The following is a 20428-nucleotide window of genomic DNA, read 5'->3' as shown; positions in this document are numbered from 1 at the left end:
AAACACGAAAGAGGTAGTATCTGATACATACTACCTCCATACAACAAATTAAAAACAATAGTATAATAATTTCTAACTTGTAAATCACAAATTTATGGAAAAAACAGGTATAGGTCTTTTATCTAATACCCAAAAACTCTTAAAAAGGTCGATTTTTATAGTTTCGTTATGTGGTACCCTTACTGGGGGAGCACTGGACTTATATGCTTCAGAGTCAGTATTTGAACAAAACTATAGTCTGACACTTTCTTATAACAATGCATCCCTGGAACAGGTTTTGGATGCAATTTCAAAGCAAACAGGCATTAAAATAGCTTATAGTAATGATGTCATTGTAGAGAAACAGCAGATAACCGTCAATATTAAAACGACGGATATACGGGAAGCTTTGCGTGTAGTGCTTGGAGATGGATACACGTTTAAACAGATAGATGATTATATTGCAATTGCAAAAACGACTAAGGCGGAATCGACCGTTACAAACAGTGTTGCTGACGATCGTGAATGGACTATCCAGGGGCAGGTTGTAGAAAATATAGAACCACCGGTTCCATTAGCAGGAGTGAATGTCATGATCAAAGGGACAACCATAGGTACGGTGACTGATGTCAATGGATATTTCAGTATCAAAGCCAAGCGAGGTGATATATTGGTATTCAAATATATTGGTTTTAAAGATTTTGAACATGTTGTTTCTCGTGCCATAAGTAACTTAACGGTATCTATGAGTTCGGATTCTGAAGAAATTGATGAAATCATCGTAACTGGTTTCTCGTCGGAAAAGAGAATGAACTCTGTTTCTGCTGTATCTACATTGGATGTTACGAAGAATATGGCAACTAAACCTATCACTTCTTTGTCACAATCTTTACAGGGAGGTATCACCGGTTTGAATGTATCGCAAAGTTCCGGTCTACCGGGTGCCGATGCTGCTGTTATCAAGATTCGTGGTATCTCCTCTTTGTTGACCAACAACGACCCGTTGGTATTGGTGGATGGTATTCCGATGGATATGAACCAGCTAGATCCGAATACGATTGAAAGCGTTACCATATTGAAAGATGCTGCCGCGTCTGCTATTTATGGAGCTCGTGCTGCTAATGGTGTGATTGTTGTAAAAACCAAACGTGGTATGCCAGGGAAGGTAAGCGTATCTTATAATGGGTATGTTGGTGTTCAACAAGCTACTTATCTTCCAGAAATGGTCGATGCTGCGACTTATATGGAAATGTCGAATGTAGCTAACCAAAATATTGGTGGAGATCCGACTTATTCGCAGGAAGCAATTAATGCAACCCGCAACCAAATAGATCCGATCAAGTATCCGAATACGGACTGGATGGACTTTATTTTTAACAATGGGTTAATCCATAGTCATTCAGTAGGTCTTTCTGGTGGTAGTAACCTAGCGCGTTTCGCTTTAACTGTAAATTATTTGAATAACGAAGGATTAGTTGAAAAATCCAAGTTTGACCGTTTGAATATCCGTGCCAATACGACTGTCAACCTGATGGATAATTTGTCTGTGGATATGGACTTCAATTCATATCGTACGAACAAATATGAGCCGATGTATAGGGATGGAGCTTATACGTCAGAAATTATTCGGTATTCTTATACAACTCCACCAACAACCATGGGTAGATATCCGATGAAAGAAGGTAACGATATCGTTTACTATGGTAATCGTCCGGAACAACGTAACCCAGCTGCTATGTTGGATCGTGGTGGCGAATACAAAGCGTTGGAAGATAATATCAGTATTAACTTGGCTCCTCGTTGGGAAGTGCTTCCTAAGTTAATTTTACGAGGACAGTATTCTTATCGTATCAGTAGTACGGCAAATAATAGAAAAAGACGTGCTTACAATTTCTTTGATTACGAAACGGATGGATTTTTGCAGACCTGGAGTGCTATTAATGAGGCAGGTAAAGATCGAACCAGTTATTATTACATTGGCGGTACGGCTGAATATACGTTAGAAAAGGACAAACACCGTTTGTTTGCGATTGGAGGTTACAACCAAGAGCTGACCAATAAAGGTGACTGGGATCAATGGTCAATGGTATCTATGTTTCTGAAAGCCAATTATACATTCAACGACCGTTATCTGATTGAAGGTACTGTACGTCGTGATGGTTCTTCACGTTTTGGTAAAGGCCACAAATTTGGAGTATTCCCTTCTGTCGGTTTGGGATGGAATTTGCATGAAGAAAACTTTATAAAGAATAATCTGAAGTTTGTGAATAATTTCAAGGTTAGAGGGTCATTTGGTACATTGGGTAATGAAAATATTGATAAGCTATATAAATATCAAAACCTGATTGATGCGGGTAATGGTAATGAAACGGTATTCGGTAATCCGAACCTGACTTGGGAAACGATTCAGATGTTCAATGTGGGTGCGGACATCCGTTTGTTCAAAGATTTGGATATTACGATTGACTATTATAACAAACTGACCAAAGACTTGATTCTTGAACCTCCTATCTCTTTCATTGGTGGAACTCAAAAAGTTTTCTTGAACTCCGGCCAATTGAGAAATAGAGGTTGGGAAATTGACTTGAATTATGGTAAGCAGTTGACTAAAGATTTCGGATTTAATATTCATGGTGGTTTAAGCCACAACGAGAATGAAATCGAAGAATTGTTTGGCGGACCGTATTATAATGATAATAATACTACTATTCATCAAGAAGGATATGCTTTGAATAGTTATCTGGTTTATCCAACTGCCGGTTTGTTACAAGAAAGCGATTTTACGAAAAATGCAGATGGTAAGTGGATTCCTAAAGAAGGAGTTGTTATTTGGGACGGTCAGCAGCCTGGTGATATCCATTACATAGACCAAAATAAGGATGGAGAGATTACAGCTGACGACCGTGTGATTCGTGGAGACGAACAACCGTCGTTGAACTACTTTGCCAATATTTCATTAGATTGGAAAAAATGGAGTTTGGAAGTTCTGTTCCAAGGGGTAACTGGGGTAGATGCTTACTATTCGGCTCCTTATTCATTCGGTCTGGATATAACGGGAGATGGTTTGGTTCCATTGGCAGCACAAAAAGACTATTGGACACCGACCAATACCGATGCACGTTATCCGCGTTTGGCTCCGAATGCAACGTATGGAAATAACGGACATCAGTCTGATTTCTGGTTCTTTGATGCCGGTTATTGCCGTGTAAAATATATCCAGCTAGGATATACATTCGATCAACTCGGATTGAAGAAATTGGGTATTTCCAGTGTTCGTTTGTATGTAAATGCGCAGAATCCGTTTACATTTACTAAGAGTGACCTGGTAGATCCGGAAAGTAGAGGTCAGTTGGCTTCTTATCCGTTGGTGAAGACCTACTCTTTTGGTGTTAATTTGAATTTCTAAGCTAGATTGTATCATGGAATTAAAAAATATTTTCAGTAAAAAGGTTTTGACCTTACTTTCTGCATCCATGTTGTTTTGCGGATGCGAAGATTTCTTGACACGCGACCATCCGACTGCAATTACCGATGACGATTTTTGGGGTACGGTTAATGAGTGTAATGCAGCATTTGGACAATGTAAATATTGGCCACGAGGTACCTATCATTACGATGCTCCCTACTTCTCATTGGTTCACTTGGAAGGGGCTACCGACAATATGTATTGGTCGGGTAACTTCAAGGGTGAAATTGCCAACTTGGGAAATGGTTCGGCTACTACCACTACGGGTGGGTATATGAATGATTTGTGGACACAATACTATTTGCGTATTCGTCGTTGCAACCGTTTCTTGGAACATGTGGACGCCGCCTATTTTGTAGATGAAAAAGAACGGGAGAGAATGATTGCCGATGTCCGTGTTTGGCGTGTTTGGTATCATATCCAGTTGTTGATGTATTATGGAATGAATGATGGTATTCCAATTCAGGATAAAGTGTTGAATGGTGATGAAATTTATAAAGGCCGCAATACGATTGATGAATGTTTAGACTTTATCAATAACGAATTGGATGCGGTGATTGCTATTCAGGATCCGGAGGGGAAAGTTTTCCCGTTTGTGTGGGATAGAGACCGTCGCGATCGTATGTGTAAAGCATACGCATTGGTGTTGAAAATGGATGTGAATTTGCAGTTTAAACGCTATGATGTAGCCAAGGCGGCCGCTAAGGCGATTATTGATAATCCGGATAATAATTTTTCTTTGTATTACAGCGAAGAAACGGATGATGATCCGGGCAAGCACTATCGTGATATGTTTCGTTATAAAGGTCAGGATAATAAAGAACGTATCATGTATATAAGCAGTGGTTGTTCGGAAGCTTGGTTCCGTAATGCTCCGCAGAGCTTGAGCGGACAGGGGGCTGCCAGTGTTTTGAGGTCGTTAGTAGATGAATATGAAACAGCAGATGGTGTCGCTTTGAAAGACCTGCCTGCTGCTGAACGGGAAAAATTGGAAAAGAACCCATTAGAGGTAACACGCGATCCGCGTCTGAAAGCAACAGTAGTGGTACCAGGTGATAATACCTCTTTCCAAAATTACGTATATGAGCCGTTCAAAGATGGTGGTGCTGACCAAGTAGGTAAAGTGGGGGCTTCTCGTACCGGTTACTGGGTTAAGAAGTTCTTGGACGAACAAGACAGAGCCAGCGGTAGCGGTAGCTTGTATTTCCCGTTGTATCGTTATGCTGAAGTATTATTGAGCTATGTAGAGTGTTTGGTAGAAACAGGTGATTGGCAGAATCCGGATGTTGAAAAATACATCAACATGATTCGTAACCGCGCTGGTATGCCGAATATGAACAAAGCAGTTTATAATACTCAAGAAAAAGTACGTGAACTGTATCGTCGCGAACGTCGTGTAGAACTTGCATTTGAAGGAAAACGCTACTTCGATATTCGTCGTTGGAGCATTGGTAATGAAACCATGAATGGACCGGCTTTGGGTGCTTGGAATCCGACAACCAATGCGTATGTTCAGGTAGAAAACCGTGCTTGCACATTCCCGAAATACAATGCATGGCCTATCCCTCAAGCAGAGGAAACGGCTAATCCGAATATTGAACAGCCGACAGGGTGGTAAATAAATTTCAAGGTAGTGTATCAAAATTCCGTTTGTGGAGTTTTGATACACTCCTATCAATTCTAATAATTTAAACTTAAAAAAACATGAAAGCTATGAAATTAATACTCCCAGTCTTATCCTATTTCCTGCTCTTTATGGCGCAGACTGTCAATGCACAATATTATGGCTATGAAGACGATTTGGAAATCGTTTTAACTCATAATAATATTGAATTCCCTTCACACATTAGTACATTGGATTATTGTGAGATAAAATTGCGAAATAAAAAAGGTCCAGGGTATTTTTTGCCTAAACCGGATCAATGGTATGGTGATTTTCATACCATGCAAGAGGATCCTGTTCATTCTATAATCAAAGGTCACTTCCTGAAGGCAGGAACATGTACGATTAATGCCCGGATCGGTGGTTCAGTGGTGATCTCAAAAAGTTTTGAAATATCTGATCCGTATCTGACAAGTAATAGTACAATTTTACCTTATGGAAAGGAAGAAACGGTTGAAATAGTCAATTTCCCACGAGACAAAGTGTCTATAACTTGGCTTGTGTCTGATGGTTTGGAGATCGTGTCAGGGCAAGGAACCGAAAAATTAGTATTTACAACTAAAAAGAATACTTCCTCCTATGAGTACATTGTTGCTAATGTACAATCGGAAGTTTGGATATTAAGTTTAAGAAATAATGTAAGTATAGTAGGAATACCTCAGGCTGACGAAATTCAAGTATCCCGAACCTCTTCCAATATGTTTATTCTGGATGTCGATCAAGAAGTGATGCATTCTTCTCCACTGAAATATGAATTGTATGACCAAGCAAGAGGCTCTTTAATGCGAAAAGGCATGGTTGAATTAAAAGACGGAGTTTTAAACTTTAATAATCTCCCTAAAGGTATATATGTGTTGAAGTTATATTTGGATGAGAAAAATATTAAAACTCGAAAAATACTTATCAATTGAAAAGATGGTTTGCTAGTAATTACTTTGTTAAAACCCGGCATAGCATTGTTACTGTGCCTTAGATTATAATACCATAAGTGCATTCACAAAATTCTGGAAGGTATGGTTGAATTTGAACCTGCTAACCCAAGACATAGAGAACGATTATACGACAGAAGTATCACCGTAGGGAAAACATCACGCAACGAAGACATCGCGAAACGGATTGTAGAGGAAGGATCGGAAATAAAGTATGATACTTTATTATCCATTATCAACCAGATGATCGTATAATCCGCGAAATGTTACAAAACGGCACTAGCGTATTGACCGGAGTTTGCTAGTATACTCCGAGCGTAACGGGGCTATGGAATAGTTCTACAGAGAAGTTTAATTCCGAGAAACATGAGATTTCAGTCAGCATGAGCCCTTCAGCCGAGTTGCGAAAAGCTCTTTCACATTATTGAAAGCTCCGCGTGTGATTGAATATGAGCATACTTTACGTATAGGCAATGGTGGAGGTAGCGATCGTCCGGAAATCGAATAAAACGGTTACGGGAAAAATTTGACTTGGTGGCTGAAGAGGGGAATCCTTTTTGTTGATTCATTATTTAAATTGAAATAAGAAGGTTATGAATAAAGGTGTTTATCAATGCGTTTTGTTAGTTCTGTTTTTTAGTGGTATGGTGGCTTGCTCAGATCGCTCGAAACAAACAGTGCCTTTTGAGTGTATGCTGGAAGGAGAAGTGAAAGGGTGGTCGGAGTGTAGTAGCTTGGCATTGATAGAAGCGGAGAAAAGGGAGGAGGCTGTTCCGGTGGTGTCGATACCGGTTGTCGGAGGAAAATTCGAATATACATTTCGCGACAGTGTCAATCGTCTGTATCAATTGTACGGTAAGTTTGATGAGGGTAACCGTCGCCGACGTGTTGAGTTTATTTCAGAGAAAGGGAAACTATTTGTAGAATTGTCGCGGGATGAGGAAGAACTGATTTCACAAATCCGTACGGATTTACCTTTTAACAAGGAGCTGCAATTGGTTGCTGATAGTTCCATAGCGGTAAAATTGTTTACCAAACGCAAACAAATGAAAGCAGATGGATTGTACTACCTCTCGGAAGAATATAAGGAGTTGTCGGAAGCTGCCAAGCAGTTGGAAGGGGAGATTTTTTTCAGCCAGAATCCGGAGAGGGAACGATTGTTTGAGTATGTCCGTACGCATCCGACATTTACCGGATTCTGCCTTTATAAATGGTTGTTGTTGAAGAATATCGGACCGTTTTTATCTTTCCCGTCTGATCCGAACATACCGGTTTTAAAAGAAATCTATGAAACGGTGTATAAGGAGAAATATACCGATCATCCTTATCAGAAAGAGATAAAAGATATGTTGGGTAGTTTGGATGTGAAGGAAGGAGCTTCTTTTGTTGATTTTGTCGCTCCTGATTTAAATGGGAATCAGTATCGCTTGTCGGATTTGATAAAAGGAAAGTATGCACTGTTAGACTTGTGGGCTTCCTGGTGCGGACCCTGCCGTTCCTATTCCAAAGATATGAAACCCGTATATGAAAGGTATAAAAATCGGGGATTCACGGTTGTAGGCGTGGCTCGGGAGGTGAATGATACGGAGGCCATGCGAAGGGCGATTGAGAAAGATGGATACCCTTGGATCAATCTGTTTGATTTGAATGATCAGGTCGGAGTTTGGACAAAATATGGTGTGTTGAGTGCCGGCAGGCGTTTGTTGATCAATCCGACGGGTAAAATCCTGGCTTTGGACCCGCAATCCGAAGAGGTAGAAAAGTTGTTGGAAAAATATTTAAACAAAACATTATAAAGGATTTGTATGAAGAAGAAAGTTTTAAGCTGTTTGATTTTGTGTTGTGGACTTCTTTGTTCTGGTTTTTTACAAGCAAAAAAGTCGTTTTTACTTGAAGGTGCATATATTGTTACAAGCGATTCATCGACAAACACAGTTTGTTTGGCAGCTGTGGAATTGCAGTATTTTATTTGGAAGACGACTGGTTTTAAGCCGGAGATTACTTCGCGGATTCCTGTCGGTTCAAAAGGAATCTTTGTTGGTCGTAGCCGGTATACCGAGGCTATGCAATTGGCGGACAAGCCGTTTGGCGAACAGGAATATCTGATTGATGTGACTCCGGAACGTATTGTGTTGATGGGACAAGATGAGGATTTTCAGTCGGAAGCAGAACGGAATAAAGGACGCGACAATAATGGTATTAGTCCGGAAAAGGATAGGCCAGTGTTGGATTATGGTCTTGTGACAGGTGATGATTCAGTAAATGGATTGATGGTTCCCCTACCTTCTATTTATGATGCACAGGGTACTTGTTATGCTGTATATGATTTTATTGAACGCTTTTTAGGTGTTCGTTTTTTCGGACCAAGTCCGGAAAATGTTTTTATACCAGAGGCTCGAAAGATTAAAGTCGCTTGTCAACAGATACGACGTGCTCCGGCTATCAAGTATCGTCATGGGACCTACACATTTGAATGGCCGATCGTTAAAGAGCAGTATATGGGAGCCACCGGTGATATGCAGCAGCTGTTTATCCGCCGCCTACGTATGGGAGGACGTAAATGGGCTGCCAATCATGCCTTTACCGGCTATCAAGATCGTTTTCTGCGAAAGAATCCGAAAAGACCGGAATTGTTTGAATCTTATCATCCGGAATATTTTGCCAAGGGAAGGAACGGAGGAGCTTCGGAACGGCAGTTTTGCTATACCAATCCGGGGTTTATCCGGCAGGTAGCCGAAGATGCTGTTCGGTATTTTAGAGAGGGTAAGACCTTTGCCGAACAGATTGCCTTAGGTGACTATTTTGCTATTGTCCCGCTGGATAATGCGAATTGGTGTACTTGCGAGGAATGTCAGATGCAGCTTGCTCTAGACAAAGCGAATATCATTGGTTCGCATTTCAATTGTGGCACGGCCACCCATTATATATGGAATTTCATAAACAACGTGGCCAAGGAAGTGAAGAAAGAGAAGATTATGGGCGACAAAAAGCTCACTGCGTTGGCCTATCATGTGTATGCCTATTTGCCGAAAGATATTCAACTGGAAGATAATATTGCAGTAGTTCCTTGCCTACATCCTAGAAACTATTGGGTCCCGGGGATGGAAAGAAATGAAATGAAATTTTATAAGGCTTGGATTGAAGAGAGTAAGAAATCTGGACGTGATGTATTTTTATGGAATTATCTCTGCTTCCCGACAGAAAGAGGGATCATCAGTAATTTTAATGTGTTCCCTGGTTTCAATATTCATAAATCAGGTGAACAGATCCGGATGTATGCAGCCGATCGGGTGAAAGGGGTTTTCTTCTGCGGAACAGGCGAACAGTTGGATTTTTACATTACCATGCGCTTGATGGATGATCCGGCATTGGATATTGATCTGTTAATGGACGAGTTCTTTGACAACTATTTTGGCCAAGCTTCCAAATCCATGAAGGCGTTTTATACGAAGATCGAATCGGTCTATAGTGATCCGAAGAACTATCCGGAAAACATTCAAACGGAAGAGGCCCAATTTCATCAAACGGAAGAGATTGCCTGGAGATATTTGGGAACACCAGACGTGATGGACGATTTGCGCCTAACAATCGAGAAGGCTCAAAAGTCGGCTAAAAGTGACCTTGAAAAACGTCGTGTCGAAAGCTGGGTGAATGGTGTCTGGAAGTATATGTTGAAAGGATATAGCAGTTTTAATCAAAAATAATAATTTGTCATGAAGACACATTGGATGTTATTAGCTGTATTGTTTTTACTCTCTTGTTCGGACGATAATGGTCTGGACAAAAAGGAGCCGGGAACGGATGAGCCGGAAATAGATGTGGTAGAACCTGAATTATACCGGGCAAACCGTATGTTGATCAAACATGGATTGCAGTTGCAGTGTTGGGTGGCTACCGATAATTATGAATTGGGAGGGAAGGCCGGACAGCCAGCCTATAACCTGTCGATCCCGGATTGGAAGTTGACGGGATTCACCGGGCCTACTTTTTATGGACCACCTTTGATCAATACATCTTATTTTGAAGAGTTTCCTGATAGCCAATGGGCGATGGCGAAAGCTCCTCATGCCGACCAACTGAAAAAAGAGCCGACAGATTATGAAAAGAAAAATGGATTTTTGTCGGAAGATCAATTGAAATACCTGGATAATTTGACTACGATCTGCTTTGGGGATGAAGAAGCGTATAAGTTTGAAAATGTGAAAATCCTGAAAGCTTGGTATGATGTTGCCCGAAGACTGTATCCGGATGCATTACTTCATAATAATCAATATGCTGGTCAATGGAGTAGAGCGGATATGTGTACGTATATTCAGGTAGCTAAACCGGACTTGATCACGTATGATTGGTATTATTTCCATACGTGGGATTCGGATAATTATATTGGGGCAAGAGATATGGCTGCCCATCTGTATGAGTACCGCGATTTGGCTTTGGGAGGATGGAATGGTGATAAAAAGGATTATCTGGCATTCGGACAGTATACACAAGGTTTTGTTAATGAAGGAACTTATAAGTTAACAGAGTCGCAATTGCGTTTATATTATTACATGACATGGACTTTTGGTGGAAAATGGTTGAATTGGTTCCGCTTTTTACAAGGAGATGGCTATGGAGGACAAACAGCGCCGACCAATTGGTCTTTATTGTTGGAAAACGGTATGCCCGGACAACCGACCAGGTACATGGATTGGGTGAATCAATGTAATCGGGAAAGTCTGTATATTGGTGATTATCTGGTTCGTTTGAAAACGACTGATATCCGTTATGTGGCAGGTACAGACAAATATACAGAAGGAGCTCCGGCTTATGTGTCGGCATTAAATCCTTCTTCTTATTTAAAAAAGGTATCTGGAAGGATTGTTGTTGAACCGGAAGCTGGTGGCGATGTATATGTGGGTTTTTTCGATGTTATTCCTGAAGAGGAACAAGGAGATCCGAACTTCTTTGCAAATAAAGGAAATGCATTCTTTATGTTAACTAATGGGTATGCATCTAAAGTGAAGGAAAATGCAGATGCTTTAACTCAAAAAATTAATTTTGGCATCGATCTTCCAGAGGCCAATGCAACACAGTGCTTTTGGATTAACCCTCAAACAGGAAAAAGGGAAAAGCTGAAGGCTATCGGTAAAGAGGATAATATTACTTATTTCGAGGTTGAATTATGGGGTGGTAGTGGCGCTTTGTTTATGCTTGCTCCCTGATTTTATAATTGTAAATGGATGAGGAATAGAATCCACTTCAAGTCTTTCAACTCTTCCCGCATGATCCGGAATGCTTCTCCAAGGTGGTATTTGACAGTGTTTACTGATATATTAGATATTTCTGATATTTCTTTATACCTTAATCCTGTCACACATTTGAGCAAGAATACTTTACGGCACTTTTCGGGTAACTTTTGTAAGGCTTGTTGTACTTCTTTTTGATAGATAAAATCCTCTTCTTCATTGAGCTGGTCTTTCCATTCTTCAGAGAGAGTTGTTATGAAATCATCTTTAATGATTTCCGATTTGTAGTAATTGATACAACTGTTTTTTATTGAACGGTAAGCATATGGTAAAAAAGTTTCTTGGGTTACGTTCAGGTGTTTTTTCTCCCAAATAGAGATGAAAAACACCTGAACGATATCTTCCCTCACTTGGCTATCTATAATGTATTTACCTGCGTAATTGCATAATAGCAAGTAATGTTCCCGGAATAATTTTTCGAATGCTTGTCCGTCTGTTATTAACATAACCAGTTCTTAATATCTAGTAAGCAAGTATTAATTATAGTATTATCGATCATCTCTATTTTGTAGTATTAATTCTCAGTGGAAATATCAATACTTCTTGGTTTGCATAATAGTCCTATAAGAACTATTGCAATTTTTTATTTGTATACTTCTGATTATTAACCAACTCGTGAGATAGTCGATTTTGTAGGAAATAAAGAATGCCTTATACTTTATAGAATAATTAACAGAGCGGTAAAAATGTTATAGAATAATTCCCTGAATTTAACTTATTGTTTCAAAAATAGATTATATTTGCATTTGCAGGTGCAATAGTTCTTATAGGACTAAGATATTTTGTTTTTTAATCCTTCTCTTTTTTTTATCCATAAGTTTCTGTATTTTAAATAGATTACTAATTATATTGTGGGTTTACGTTACTGTACTGTATACTTCTTAAGCGTTGCTTGTTTTTAACATTCACAAATGTCGTGAATAACTTACCTGAAAATAAACTATCTGTAGGTGAATATGTTATTTTAATAGAGACATTAAAATACATAAAACAATGAAATTTTTTATCGACACGGCGAACCTGGATCAGATTCGGGAAGCGAATGATTTAGGTGTATTGGATGGTGTTACGACCAATCCGTCCCTGATGGCTAAAGAGGGGATAAAAGGAGTAGAAAATCAGCGGGCACATTATTTGAAGATCTGCGAGATCGTGGATGGGGATGTAAGTGCTGAGGTGATATCGACCGATTATGAGGGAATGATAAAAGAAGGGGAGGAACTGGCTGCCCTGAATCCGCATATCGTGGTGAAAGTCCCTTGTATAGAAGCCGGGATCAAAGCGATCAAACATTTTTCCGATGAGGGAATCCGTACTAATTGTACGCTGGTCTTTTCGCGTGGTCAGGCTCTTTTGGCTGCAAAAGCAGGAGCCACCTACGTTTCACCATTTGTAGGACGTTTGGATGATATTTCGAGCGACGGGATTGAATTGGTGAGAAAAATCGTAGAGATGTATACTTATTATGGGTATGAGACCGAAGTGCTTGCCGCTTCCATTCGCAGTACACAGCATATTATCCAGTGCATTGAAGCCGGAGCCGATGTAGCGACTTGTCCGTTGTCTGCAATAAAAGGTTTGTTGAAACACCCGCTTACCGATAGCGGACTGGCAACCTTCTTGGCCGATTATAAAAAGGTGAATGGATAGGCCGCTAATGACAAATAATATTTTCTTTATTTTATAGGGGGCAGAAAAAAGTTTGTCACTGTTAACATTTGAAAACATATAGTACCTGTCTGGTATATCACCGGGATGATATTGGAATGCGACCCCGGTGGTAATGAAACGTCACCGGGATGGCATTATACAAAGGCTATAGCTTTCGGGTTTAGAAGCTATAGCTTTTGTCCTTAAAGTAAGTAGCTTTTGGGCTTAGTTGTTATTCACTTTTTAATACTTCAACCGGGTTGCCGGATGCAGCTTTGTAACTGTGCCAGCTGATAGTCAACAAGGTGATGAACAGCACGAAAATACCACTCAATAGAAAATGGAAGACCGATATGTCGGTATGATATACAAAATTTTCCAGCCATTGGTTCAGAAAAAGCCAGGTAATGGGAACAGCTATAACGAAAGCTATTCCGATCCAGCCGACGAATTGTTTGTTTAACAACAACATGATCTTTAGAGTGCTGGCTCCATTTACTTTTCGTATACCTATTTCTTTCGTGCGTTGTTCCGTTGCGTATAGAGCCATTCCGAACAGGCCGAAACAAGTCAGGAAGATACTAATCAGCGAGTACATGATCATTAATTCGGCTAGCTCGGTGGTCCTGCTATTACGCTGCATAAACTCCTTATAGACATCCTGGTAAGTGAAATATTTACCCGGATTCATCCTTTCCCATACTTCTTTAACGGCAGCGATTGTTTGCTGACGTTCTTTGCCCACATTGATTTCTGCAAAAGCATATCGTTTATCATCATCCTGGCCAATGTAAATGATACTGGGGAAAACATCTTCTTCAAGTGAATTGGCAAACATGTTCTCGGCAATACCTGCAACGACCACTTTTGGATTGTTGCTGTCCTTTTCATATTCTTTGCTGTCTTTGTCGTATTTACTTAGTTGCTGACCGACCGGATTTTCTCCCGGCGGAATCAGTAGATCAGCATATTTCCGGGTGATATAGGCCGGATTTTGGAATTGTTCGAGTGCCTTATCCGGCTCAACTCCTTGTATGATGTCGATTTTTAATGTTCTCAGGAAATCACGTCCTCCCATATATTGCGCTTTCATATAATGGCTTTCACTTCCATCCTGGTTTTTGATATCCACGGGAGTTATCCCCATGTTTAATAAATAACCACCTGTAAGTGTTACATTTTCGACACCGGGTATTTTTCTTATTTCGCGAACAAAAGCCGGCAGGTAGGAATTGTCTGCACCCCAACTCCCCACCTCAATTAGTCCGTGATATCCTTCCGCTCTGTTTTGTATAAAATGAAGTTGGCTGTTTACTGTAAGTGTTGCGATGATCAGTCCGATAGAGACTGTATATTGGGCGATCGAAAGAGCCGTTACGATCCTTCTTTTCTTGTTCCCGGTGAAAAACTCGCGGTAGCCGGAGGCCGATAGTTTGGATATTTTCCGGCTGATATAAACAGAAGGAATGATCGATAACAGGAGTATGAACAGTGTGATAACCGGTAATGCCTGTCTGTTAAAGAAAAAAGAAGTCTCTATCTTTCCGGAAGTGATCGAATTGAATATCGGGATCAGATCGTGTGTTATCAGCAAAGATAACAGGAAGGCTACAATGACGGTCAGGAATGTATCGATAAATAGCTGGTGGTTTATATCGTTTTTTGTCGCGCCCATCAGTTTTTCCGTATGGATCATCCTCACTTGTTGCAACAGGCGGGAGAAGTTGAGGTTGATATAATTGAAACAGGCGATCAGCAGGATAAGAATGGCGGAGATCAGCCCGACGTAAAGTAATGTCTTTTGACGACTGTTCATGAAGAAGTAACTTTCCTGTGTGTATTTCTTGAAATAACTCTCTTGTAGAGTGTACATACGGTATTTTCCGTCAGGAACAAAGGTTTGTATGCCGTCTTTATGGATTTGTTCGGCAAACTTTTTCGTATCGATCGGGCGGTTGGTCATAAACAAACATAATCCTCCGGGGATTGGCCCGTCATTTCCGATTACGGCATCGAAGTCGATATAAGATTGTTCACGCGATTTCAGCACAGCGGCAATCTGATAGGTGGTTTCATTCTTTCCCTCTTCAATCGTACCATCCTCCAGTACACGGGTCGTTACATTGTTTTCACCGGTTATGATCGTTTGGCCGATCGGATTCTCTTTGCCGAAATACTTTTGGGCGCATTTTTCCGATAAGGCGATCTTATTCGGTTGTGTCAGCACTTCGTTCAAATCTCCATACAATACTTTATAAGGGAAGAAATGGGGAAACGAGGCTTCTGTTGTCATTATTATGATGGGGTCGAAACGGGTATTGTTTACTTTTATGTAATCCATTCCGATATTATTGAGGCATACATGATCTATAATCTCCGGGTATTTCTCTTTAATTTCGGCCGCAATGCCACCGGCAGTGAAACAAACCCTTTCACCCGGTTGGATCGGCGAATCCTGGTCCATCATATAAATGGTCTCCCGGTGAGGATTGTCCGCCTCCAGGTTATACTCATGGATAACAAAAATAGCCAGCAAGTTCGTGCAGGCAATGCCGATTGCCAGGCTGATGATCGATATGATTGAAAATGTCTTGTTCCGCCACCAGCTTCGCAGGACGAGTTTGAATGCGATTGCTTTCATTTTGTAATTCATAATAGGGTTATTCACTTCTTAATACTTTTACCGGATTGGCAGAGGCTGCTTTGTAACTGTGCCAGCTGACGGTAAGCAATGTGATGAACAGGACAAAAAGCCCGCTTATCAGATAGATGCCGATACTTATATCCGCACGGTAGACAAAGTTTTCCAGCCAGCGGTTCAGCAGTAACCAGGTGATAGGGATGGCGATGATGAAAGCAATCCCTATCCAGGTGATAAACTGGCGGTTGAGTAGCAACATGATCTGTGGAGTTGTTGCTCCGTTTACTTTTCGTACACCGATTTCTTTCGTACGCTGTTCGGTAGCATAGAGGGCCATTCCGAACAGGCCGAAGCAGGTCAGAAAAATACTGATAACGGAATACATCAACAAGAGCCTGGAAAGTTCAGTTGTTTTCTCGTTCCGTTGGAGAAAAGTCTTATACACATCCCGATAAGTGAAATATTGGCCCGGATTTACCTTGTCCCATACTTCCCGGATGGTAGTAAGTGCCTTTCCCTGATCGCCATTAAGACGTATATAGATATAATTGAAGGCATTATCCGGACTGTTGTTGATCTGGATAGTGATTGGGTTCACCTCCTTTTCAAGCGTGTTGGTATATAGATTATCGACAATCCCGGCAATGGTGGAGGTCGTTTCGTTTTGCCCTTTGCTGAGATCTTTATCCATTAAATTTAAAGGTTTGCCTATAGGGTCTTCTCCTTTAGTGACCAGGAGTTCTACAAATTTTTCGTTGACGTAGGCCGGACGTTCATATTTCTCTATCGCCTTGTCGGGGGGAAGTCCTCTGCGCACTTTCAGTTGCAACGCATCCAGAAAATCGGATTCGCCGAAATAATCGATTTGCGAGGTGTATTTTTCTTTACCGTTTTCGTCGGTGAGGACCACCTGTTTTATCCAGCTGTTCAGAACGGAACCACCGGCGATAGATACATGTGCTATTTCCGGATACTTTTTCAGTTCGCGTACAAAAGGACGTATATATGACCCATCCTCCTCCCAGTCTCCCATCTCGATAAGATTCTTATAATTATCGCCTCCTTGGCGAATGAAATGGAGTTGGTTGTTTACCGTCAGTGTTGCGATGATCAGTCCGATAGAGATGACATATTGTGCTATGGATAAAGAAGTCACAATCTTTCTTTTCTTGTTCCCGGTAAAGAATTCACGATAGCCGGAACCGGATAATCCGGATATTTTCCGTCCCATATAAGCCGCCGGCACGACAGACAACAGTAGAATGAAGCCACAGATAACAGGCAATGTTTGCCAGTTGAAGAAGAAAGAGGTGTGTAACCGGCTGTTCACTATCGAGTTGAATGCAGGCAGCAAGTCATGTGTAATCAGTAAAGAACAAGAGAAGGCAATGATGACCGTCAGGAACGTATCCAGGAAAAGCTGCCGGTTGATTTCCTGTCGGTTGGCACCCATCAGTTTTTGTGTGTGGATCATCCGCATTTGTTGAAGCAGACGCGAGAAGTTGAGGTTGATATAGTTGAAGCAGGCAACTAACAGAATGAGAAGGGCTGAGATAAGTCCCACATAGAGCAATGTCGGCTGCCGGCGATTGAAGAAGGGTTCTGTTCGTTGTACTGTTGTCTGGAAGTAGCTTTCCTGTAAAGAGGTCAGGCAGTAACTTCCGACATCGCCTTGCAAAGTGGGGATTTTATCTTTTTTTAATTGGGCTTCAAACGTTCTCCGGTTGATCTCCTGGTTCATAAGTAACAAACAAGGACCACCGAAAAAGGAGTCGGTTATTCCGGTTACTGCCTCCAGATGTAAGAAAGACTGTTCCCGGTCGGCAATAATGGCGGCGACCTGATAGGATTTGTCTGAGGGAGCAAAATGGATAATTTTACCAATCGGATTGGCGTTTCCGAAAAGTTTTCGGGCTGTTGGTTCCGTAAGAGCCAACTTATCAGGTTGTGTTAATGCCTCTTTTAAATTTCCACTCAGTACCTTATAAGGAAAAAAGTCGGTCAAAGAGGAATCTGTGACCATTAAACAGATAGGAGCATGTTTAATATTATCGATAGAGATATATTTGACCGTTGGATTGGATATTCGGAGGATACTTTTCACTTCCGAATAATTCTCTTTTAGCATAGGTGGGATGGAACCGTCGGCATACCATATTTTCTTTCCGGACTCCATCGGCGAATCCTGATTAAGCATCCAGATACGTTCCTTATTGGGATTTTCGTTTTCTATGCCATATTCGTGAATAGTAAAGACGGTTAGCAGGTTGGTGCAGGCAATACCGATCGCCAGGCTGACGATAGAGATTATAGAGAATGTCTTGTTTCGCCACCAGCTACGGAATACAAGTTTTAATGCGACTGTTTTCATGTGGTAAAATATTTCCCGTAAAACTATTCCCTTTTCGCTTGCAAGACAAAAAATAGATGGAAATAATCCCGAAGCCACGGAGAAACGTCTAATAATTGGACAGTAATATATTTCGTGTGGAGTCAGTATAAAGTTTGGGATTATCCTTTTATCTTTGCTTCTGTTATGAGAAACGGGAAGATTATAGTTGTCGACGATAATGAGGCAGTGCTTAAAACATTGCGGACGATCCTTTCGCGTGAGTTTAAGACGGTGGTCTGTGCTTCGGTGCCGACTTTGCTACCCGCCTTGCTCCGGGAAGACGATGTGGATGTCGTTCTGTTGGATATGAATTTCGGGACCGGAAAGCAGAGTGGAGGAGAAGGACTTTTCTGGCTGGACCGTATCCGTGAACGTCCGAATCCGCCGGAAGTAGTACTCATCACGGCTTTTGGAGATATCGAACTGGCTGTGGCTTCACTGAAAAGAGGGGCGGCGGACTTTATTGTGAAGCCCTGGGATAATGATAAATTATTGTCTACTGTTATAGCCGCCTGGAATGCTCGTTCCGAGAGAAAACAAAATTCCTTTCGGAAGGAATCCGAATTTCTTTCGGAAGAAACAGATTCTGTCGTTACTTTGCTGGTCAACTCCCTTCTCCGGAAATATGCGACGGCATATGGAAAACCTTTTCCCGGTATTACCCCTGATGCATTGCGTAAATTATCGGATATAATACTTAGCGGCGATCTAACCCTCTTACAGCAAACGATAGAACGTGCCGTGCTTCTTTCAAATTCACCGTCGCTGGACAGCAGTGATTTTTATCTGGAAGATCCCTCTGCCCCGGCATCCCATCCGGTGACTTTGGAGGAGATGGAGAAGCAGTTTATCAGTGAAGTGCTTGCCGATAAAAAAGGAAATCTGACTCTTTGCGCACAGCAACTGAATATAAGCAGGCAGACGCTTTATAATAAAATGAAGAAATATGATCTTTCCTATTGATCAGATAGTTCTTTTATTACTTGACTACGATCATCACATATTGATTTTCCTTTATCCGGGTATTATCGAGTAACTCCAGCAGTTTCTGTTGTGCCGGAGAGCCCGTTCGTTTTACATTCATGCGCATTTCCGTCAGGGTACGGATCATATAAAGATAATTATCCGTTTGTCCGTCCGGCCAAAAGGTAAGTCCGCCGTCCAGGTCGTTGATGAAGCCTTGCTCTCGGCGTGGAAGTACAAATGTTTTACCTTCCTCTTTCAGGTAAACGGCCTGGTAACTCAGTGTCGGTTTATATTCATATTCGTATCCCAGCCAGCTTACAAGTTTTGGCCCCTTTTTCTGGTATATGCCCATAAATAATCCTTTGGGATTTTCATATAATGTACGTAACCACATTTTCCCGTCTTTCACTTCCTGTCCTTCTTCATAATCGGAAAGAACTCCGGATTTCCCGAAATGGATATTGTAGAGCGGAACGACCGTTTGCGGATCGCGTAACTGATATACCGTATCGCAGAAGGGGATCATAAATGTCATTTGATCCTGTGCTTCATTCCACCAGGAGGTCTGGAAGAACGGGATATTGTCCGTCTCTTTCCTGGAGAGTGCCGATTGTTCTTTCAGCATGAACTTGCAGAGAGTTTCTCCTTCCAGATTAAAGGTCAGCAAACTATTCGGAATACCTGTTGAGTCTTCATAATGACTTAGCATATATCCGGAAGAAGAGAATCCCAGAAGTTTATCGTTTTGCAGGTTGATCGGGTATTTTTTTTCTACTATTTCCGGAAAAACATATCTGTTGATTGTCAGCATAGTATCCAACGGTGGGAGTTCGGCGATCTGCGGATAATAAGGATCGTCGGTTCCCCTGTTATTTTGATCTTTACCACTCAAGGCACAATACATGCGGGTAGTCTTTTTGTCATAGAACAGGTTGTGCCCGTTCATTTCATTGTTCCATTTGTAGGCCAGTGCTTTGAATCCGTAACGTTTACTCGGCTTCCCTATTTTCCGGTAATAGAGCCGCGGATTGTTGAATGTCAGAAAAGCGTTACTATCCGGTATGGCTATGGCTTGTGTAATTGTATAATTTGCGTCTCCGACAATATGATACTCTATTTCTGATGCGATCTGGCTGAGTTTCAATGGCTCTTTGTCGCCCTCGATCGTCTTTTCCAGGTCGATGGAGATTGGAGTTGCCGTATAATCCACCTTCCCTTCGTATTTGGGCGGAGTGACCGGACGGATATTCTTTTCTTCTTTTCCTTTACAGCTGCCTAGGATACTGAGACATACGGTACAGATAGCGATCAGAGCAGAAAGCGTTTTCATGATATGCGTTGTTTTAATAGATTGCATCAAAAATAAGGATAATTTGTTTAATTGTACTTATTCGGTACGGTTTTATCGTTTATTTACGAAAAAATAGTAATATTATTGCTTTTCAGCAATTTAA

13 protein-coding genes are annotated in these 20428 nt (G+C 41.2%); 9 read left to right on the top strand and 4 right to left on the bottom strand.

Annotated features, from left to right (window positions below; genetic code table 11):
• Positions 1-94 precede the first annotated feature (94 nt).
• The 7 genes from DWX23_RS05710 to DWX23_RS05680 all read left to right on the top strand — a co-directional run bounded on the left by DWX23_RS05710 (position 95) and on the right by DWX23_RS05680 (position 11241).
• On the top strand, positions 95-3385 hold the full coding sequence (locus DWX23_RS05710) for a TonB-dependent receptor (RefSeq protein ID WP_122373757.1): 3291 nt from the start codon (positions 95-97) through the stop codon (positions 3383-3385).
• A 13-nt stretch (positions 3386-3398) separates the two neighbouring features.
• On the top strand, positions 3399-5063 hold the full coding sequence (locus tag DWX23_RS05705) for a RagB/SusD family nutrient uptake outer membrane protein (RefSeq protein WP_122373756.1): 1665 nt from the start codon (positions 3399-3401) through the stop codon (positions 5061-5063).
• Between the two features lie 86 nt (positions 5064-5149).
• Positions 5150-6019 carry a hypothetical protein gene (locus DWX23_RS05700; protein ID WP_122373755.1) on the top strand — a complete coding sequence of 290 codons (870 nt, stop codon included), beginning with the start codon at positions 5150-5152 and terminating at the stop codon, positions 6017-6019.
• 102 nt (positions 6020-6121) lie between these two features.
• A complete protein-coding gene (locus tag DWX23_RS25115) occupies positions 6122-6292 on the top strand; it encodes a hypothetical protein (RefSeq protein ID WP_229801023.1) in 171 nt (56 codons plus the stop codon).
• A 338-nt stretch (positions 6293-6630) separates the two neighbouring features.
• Positions 6631-7833, top strand: a complete 1203-nt coding sequence (locus tag DWX23_RS05690) for a peroxiredoxin (protein WP_122373754.1) — start codon at positions 6631-6633, stop codon at positions 7831-7833.
• 153 nt (positions 7834-7986) lie between these two features.
• The gene (locus DWX23_RS05685) at positions 7987-9741 is read left to right on the top strand and encodes a DUF4838 domain-containing protein (protein ID WP_233587522.1); all 1755 of its coding nucleotides are present in this window, start codon (positions 7987-7989) and stop codon (positions 9739-9741) included.
• 9 nt (positions 9742-9750) lie between these two features.
• The gene (locus DWX23_RS05680) at positions 9751-11241 is read left to right on the top strand and encodes a hypothetical protein (protein WP_122373752.1); all 1491 of its coding nucleotides are present in this window, start codon (positions 9751-9753) and stop codon (positions 11239-11241) included.
• A gap of 2 nt (positions 11242-11243) precedes the next feature.
• Here DWX23_RS05680 and DWX23_RS05675 read toward each other — a convergent pair whose 3' ends face one another.
• A complete protein-coding gene (locus tag DWX23_RS05675) occupies positions 11244-11771 on the bottom strand; it encodes an RNA polymerase sigma-70 factor (protein WP_122373751.1) in 528 nt (175 codons plus the stop codon).
• A 547-nt stretch (positions 11772-12318) separates the two neighbouring features.
• On the opposite strand from DWX23_RS05675, the gene fsa reads away from it, so the two are divergent.
• Complete coding sequence (gene fsa, locus DWX23_RS05670) at positions 12319-12975, top strand: fructose-6-phosphate aldolase (protein WP_122355514.1); 657 nt, start codon at positions 12319-12321, stop codon at positions 12973-12975.
• Between the two features lie 232 nt (positions 12976-13207).
• Here the strand turns inward: fsa and DWX23_RS05665 are convergent, their stop codons facing one another.
• Both DWX23_RS05665 and DWX23_RS05660 read right to left on the bottom strand, forming a co-directional pair.
• The gene (locus DWX23_RS05665; RefSeq protein WP_122373750.1) at positions 13208-15628 is read right to left on the bottom strand and encodes an ABC transporter permease; all 2421 of its coding nucleotides are present in this window, start codon (positions 15626-15628) and stop codon (positions 13208-13210) included.
• Between the two features lie 7 nt (positions 15629-15635).
• The gene (locus DWX23_RS05660; RefSeq protein ID WP_122373749.1) at positions 15636-17987 is read right to left on the bottom strand and encodes an ABC transporter permease; all 2352 of its coding nucleotides are present in this window, start codon (positions 17985-17987) and stop codon (positions 15636-15638) included.
• A gap of 165 nt (positions 17988-18152) precedes the next feature.
• Here DWX23_RS05660 and DWX23_RS05655 point away from each other — a divergent pair, with 165 nt between their 5' ends.
• The gene (locus DWX23_RS05655) at positions 18153-18971 is read left to right on the top strand and encodes a response regulator (RefSeq protein WP_122373932.1); all 819 of its coding nucleotides are present in this window, start codon (positions 18153-18155) and stop codon (positions 18969-18971) included.
• Positions 18972-18987: 16 nt separating this feature from the next.
• On the opposite strand, the gene DWX23_RS05650 is transcribed toward DWX23_RS05655, so the two are convergent.
• Positions 18988-20304 carry a DUF4933 domain-containing protein gene (locus tag DWX23_RS05650; protein WP_122373748.1) on the bottom strand — a complete coding sequence of 439 codons (1317 nt, stop codon included), beginning with the start codon at positions 20302-20304 and terminating at the stop codon, positions 18988-18990.
• Positions 20305-20428: the final 124 nt, after the last annotated feature.

This window comes from Parabacteroides sp. AF18-52 (assembly GCF_003479145.1).
Taxonomy (GTDB): domain Bacteria; phylum Bacteroidota; class Bacteroidia; order Bacteroidales; family Tannerellaceae; genus Parabacteroides; species Parabacteroides faecis.
The sequence above is the reverse complement of the archived record's forward strand: the minus strand, read 5'-3'. Positions and strand labels throughout refer to the sequence as shown.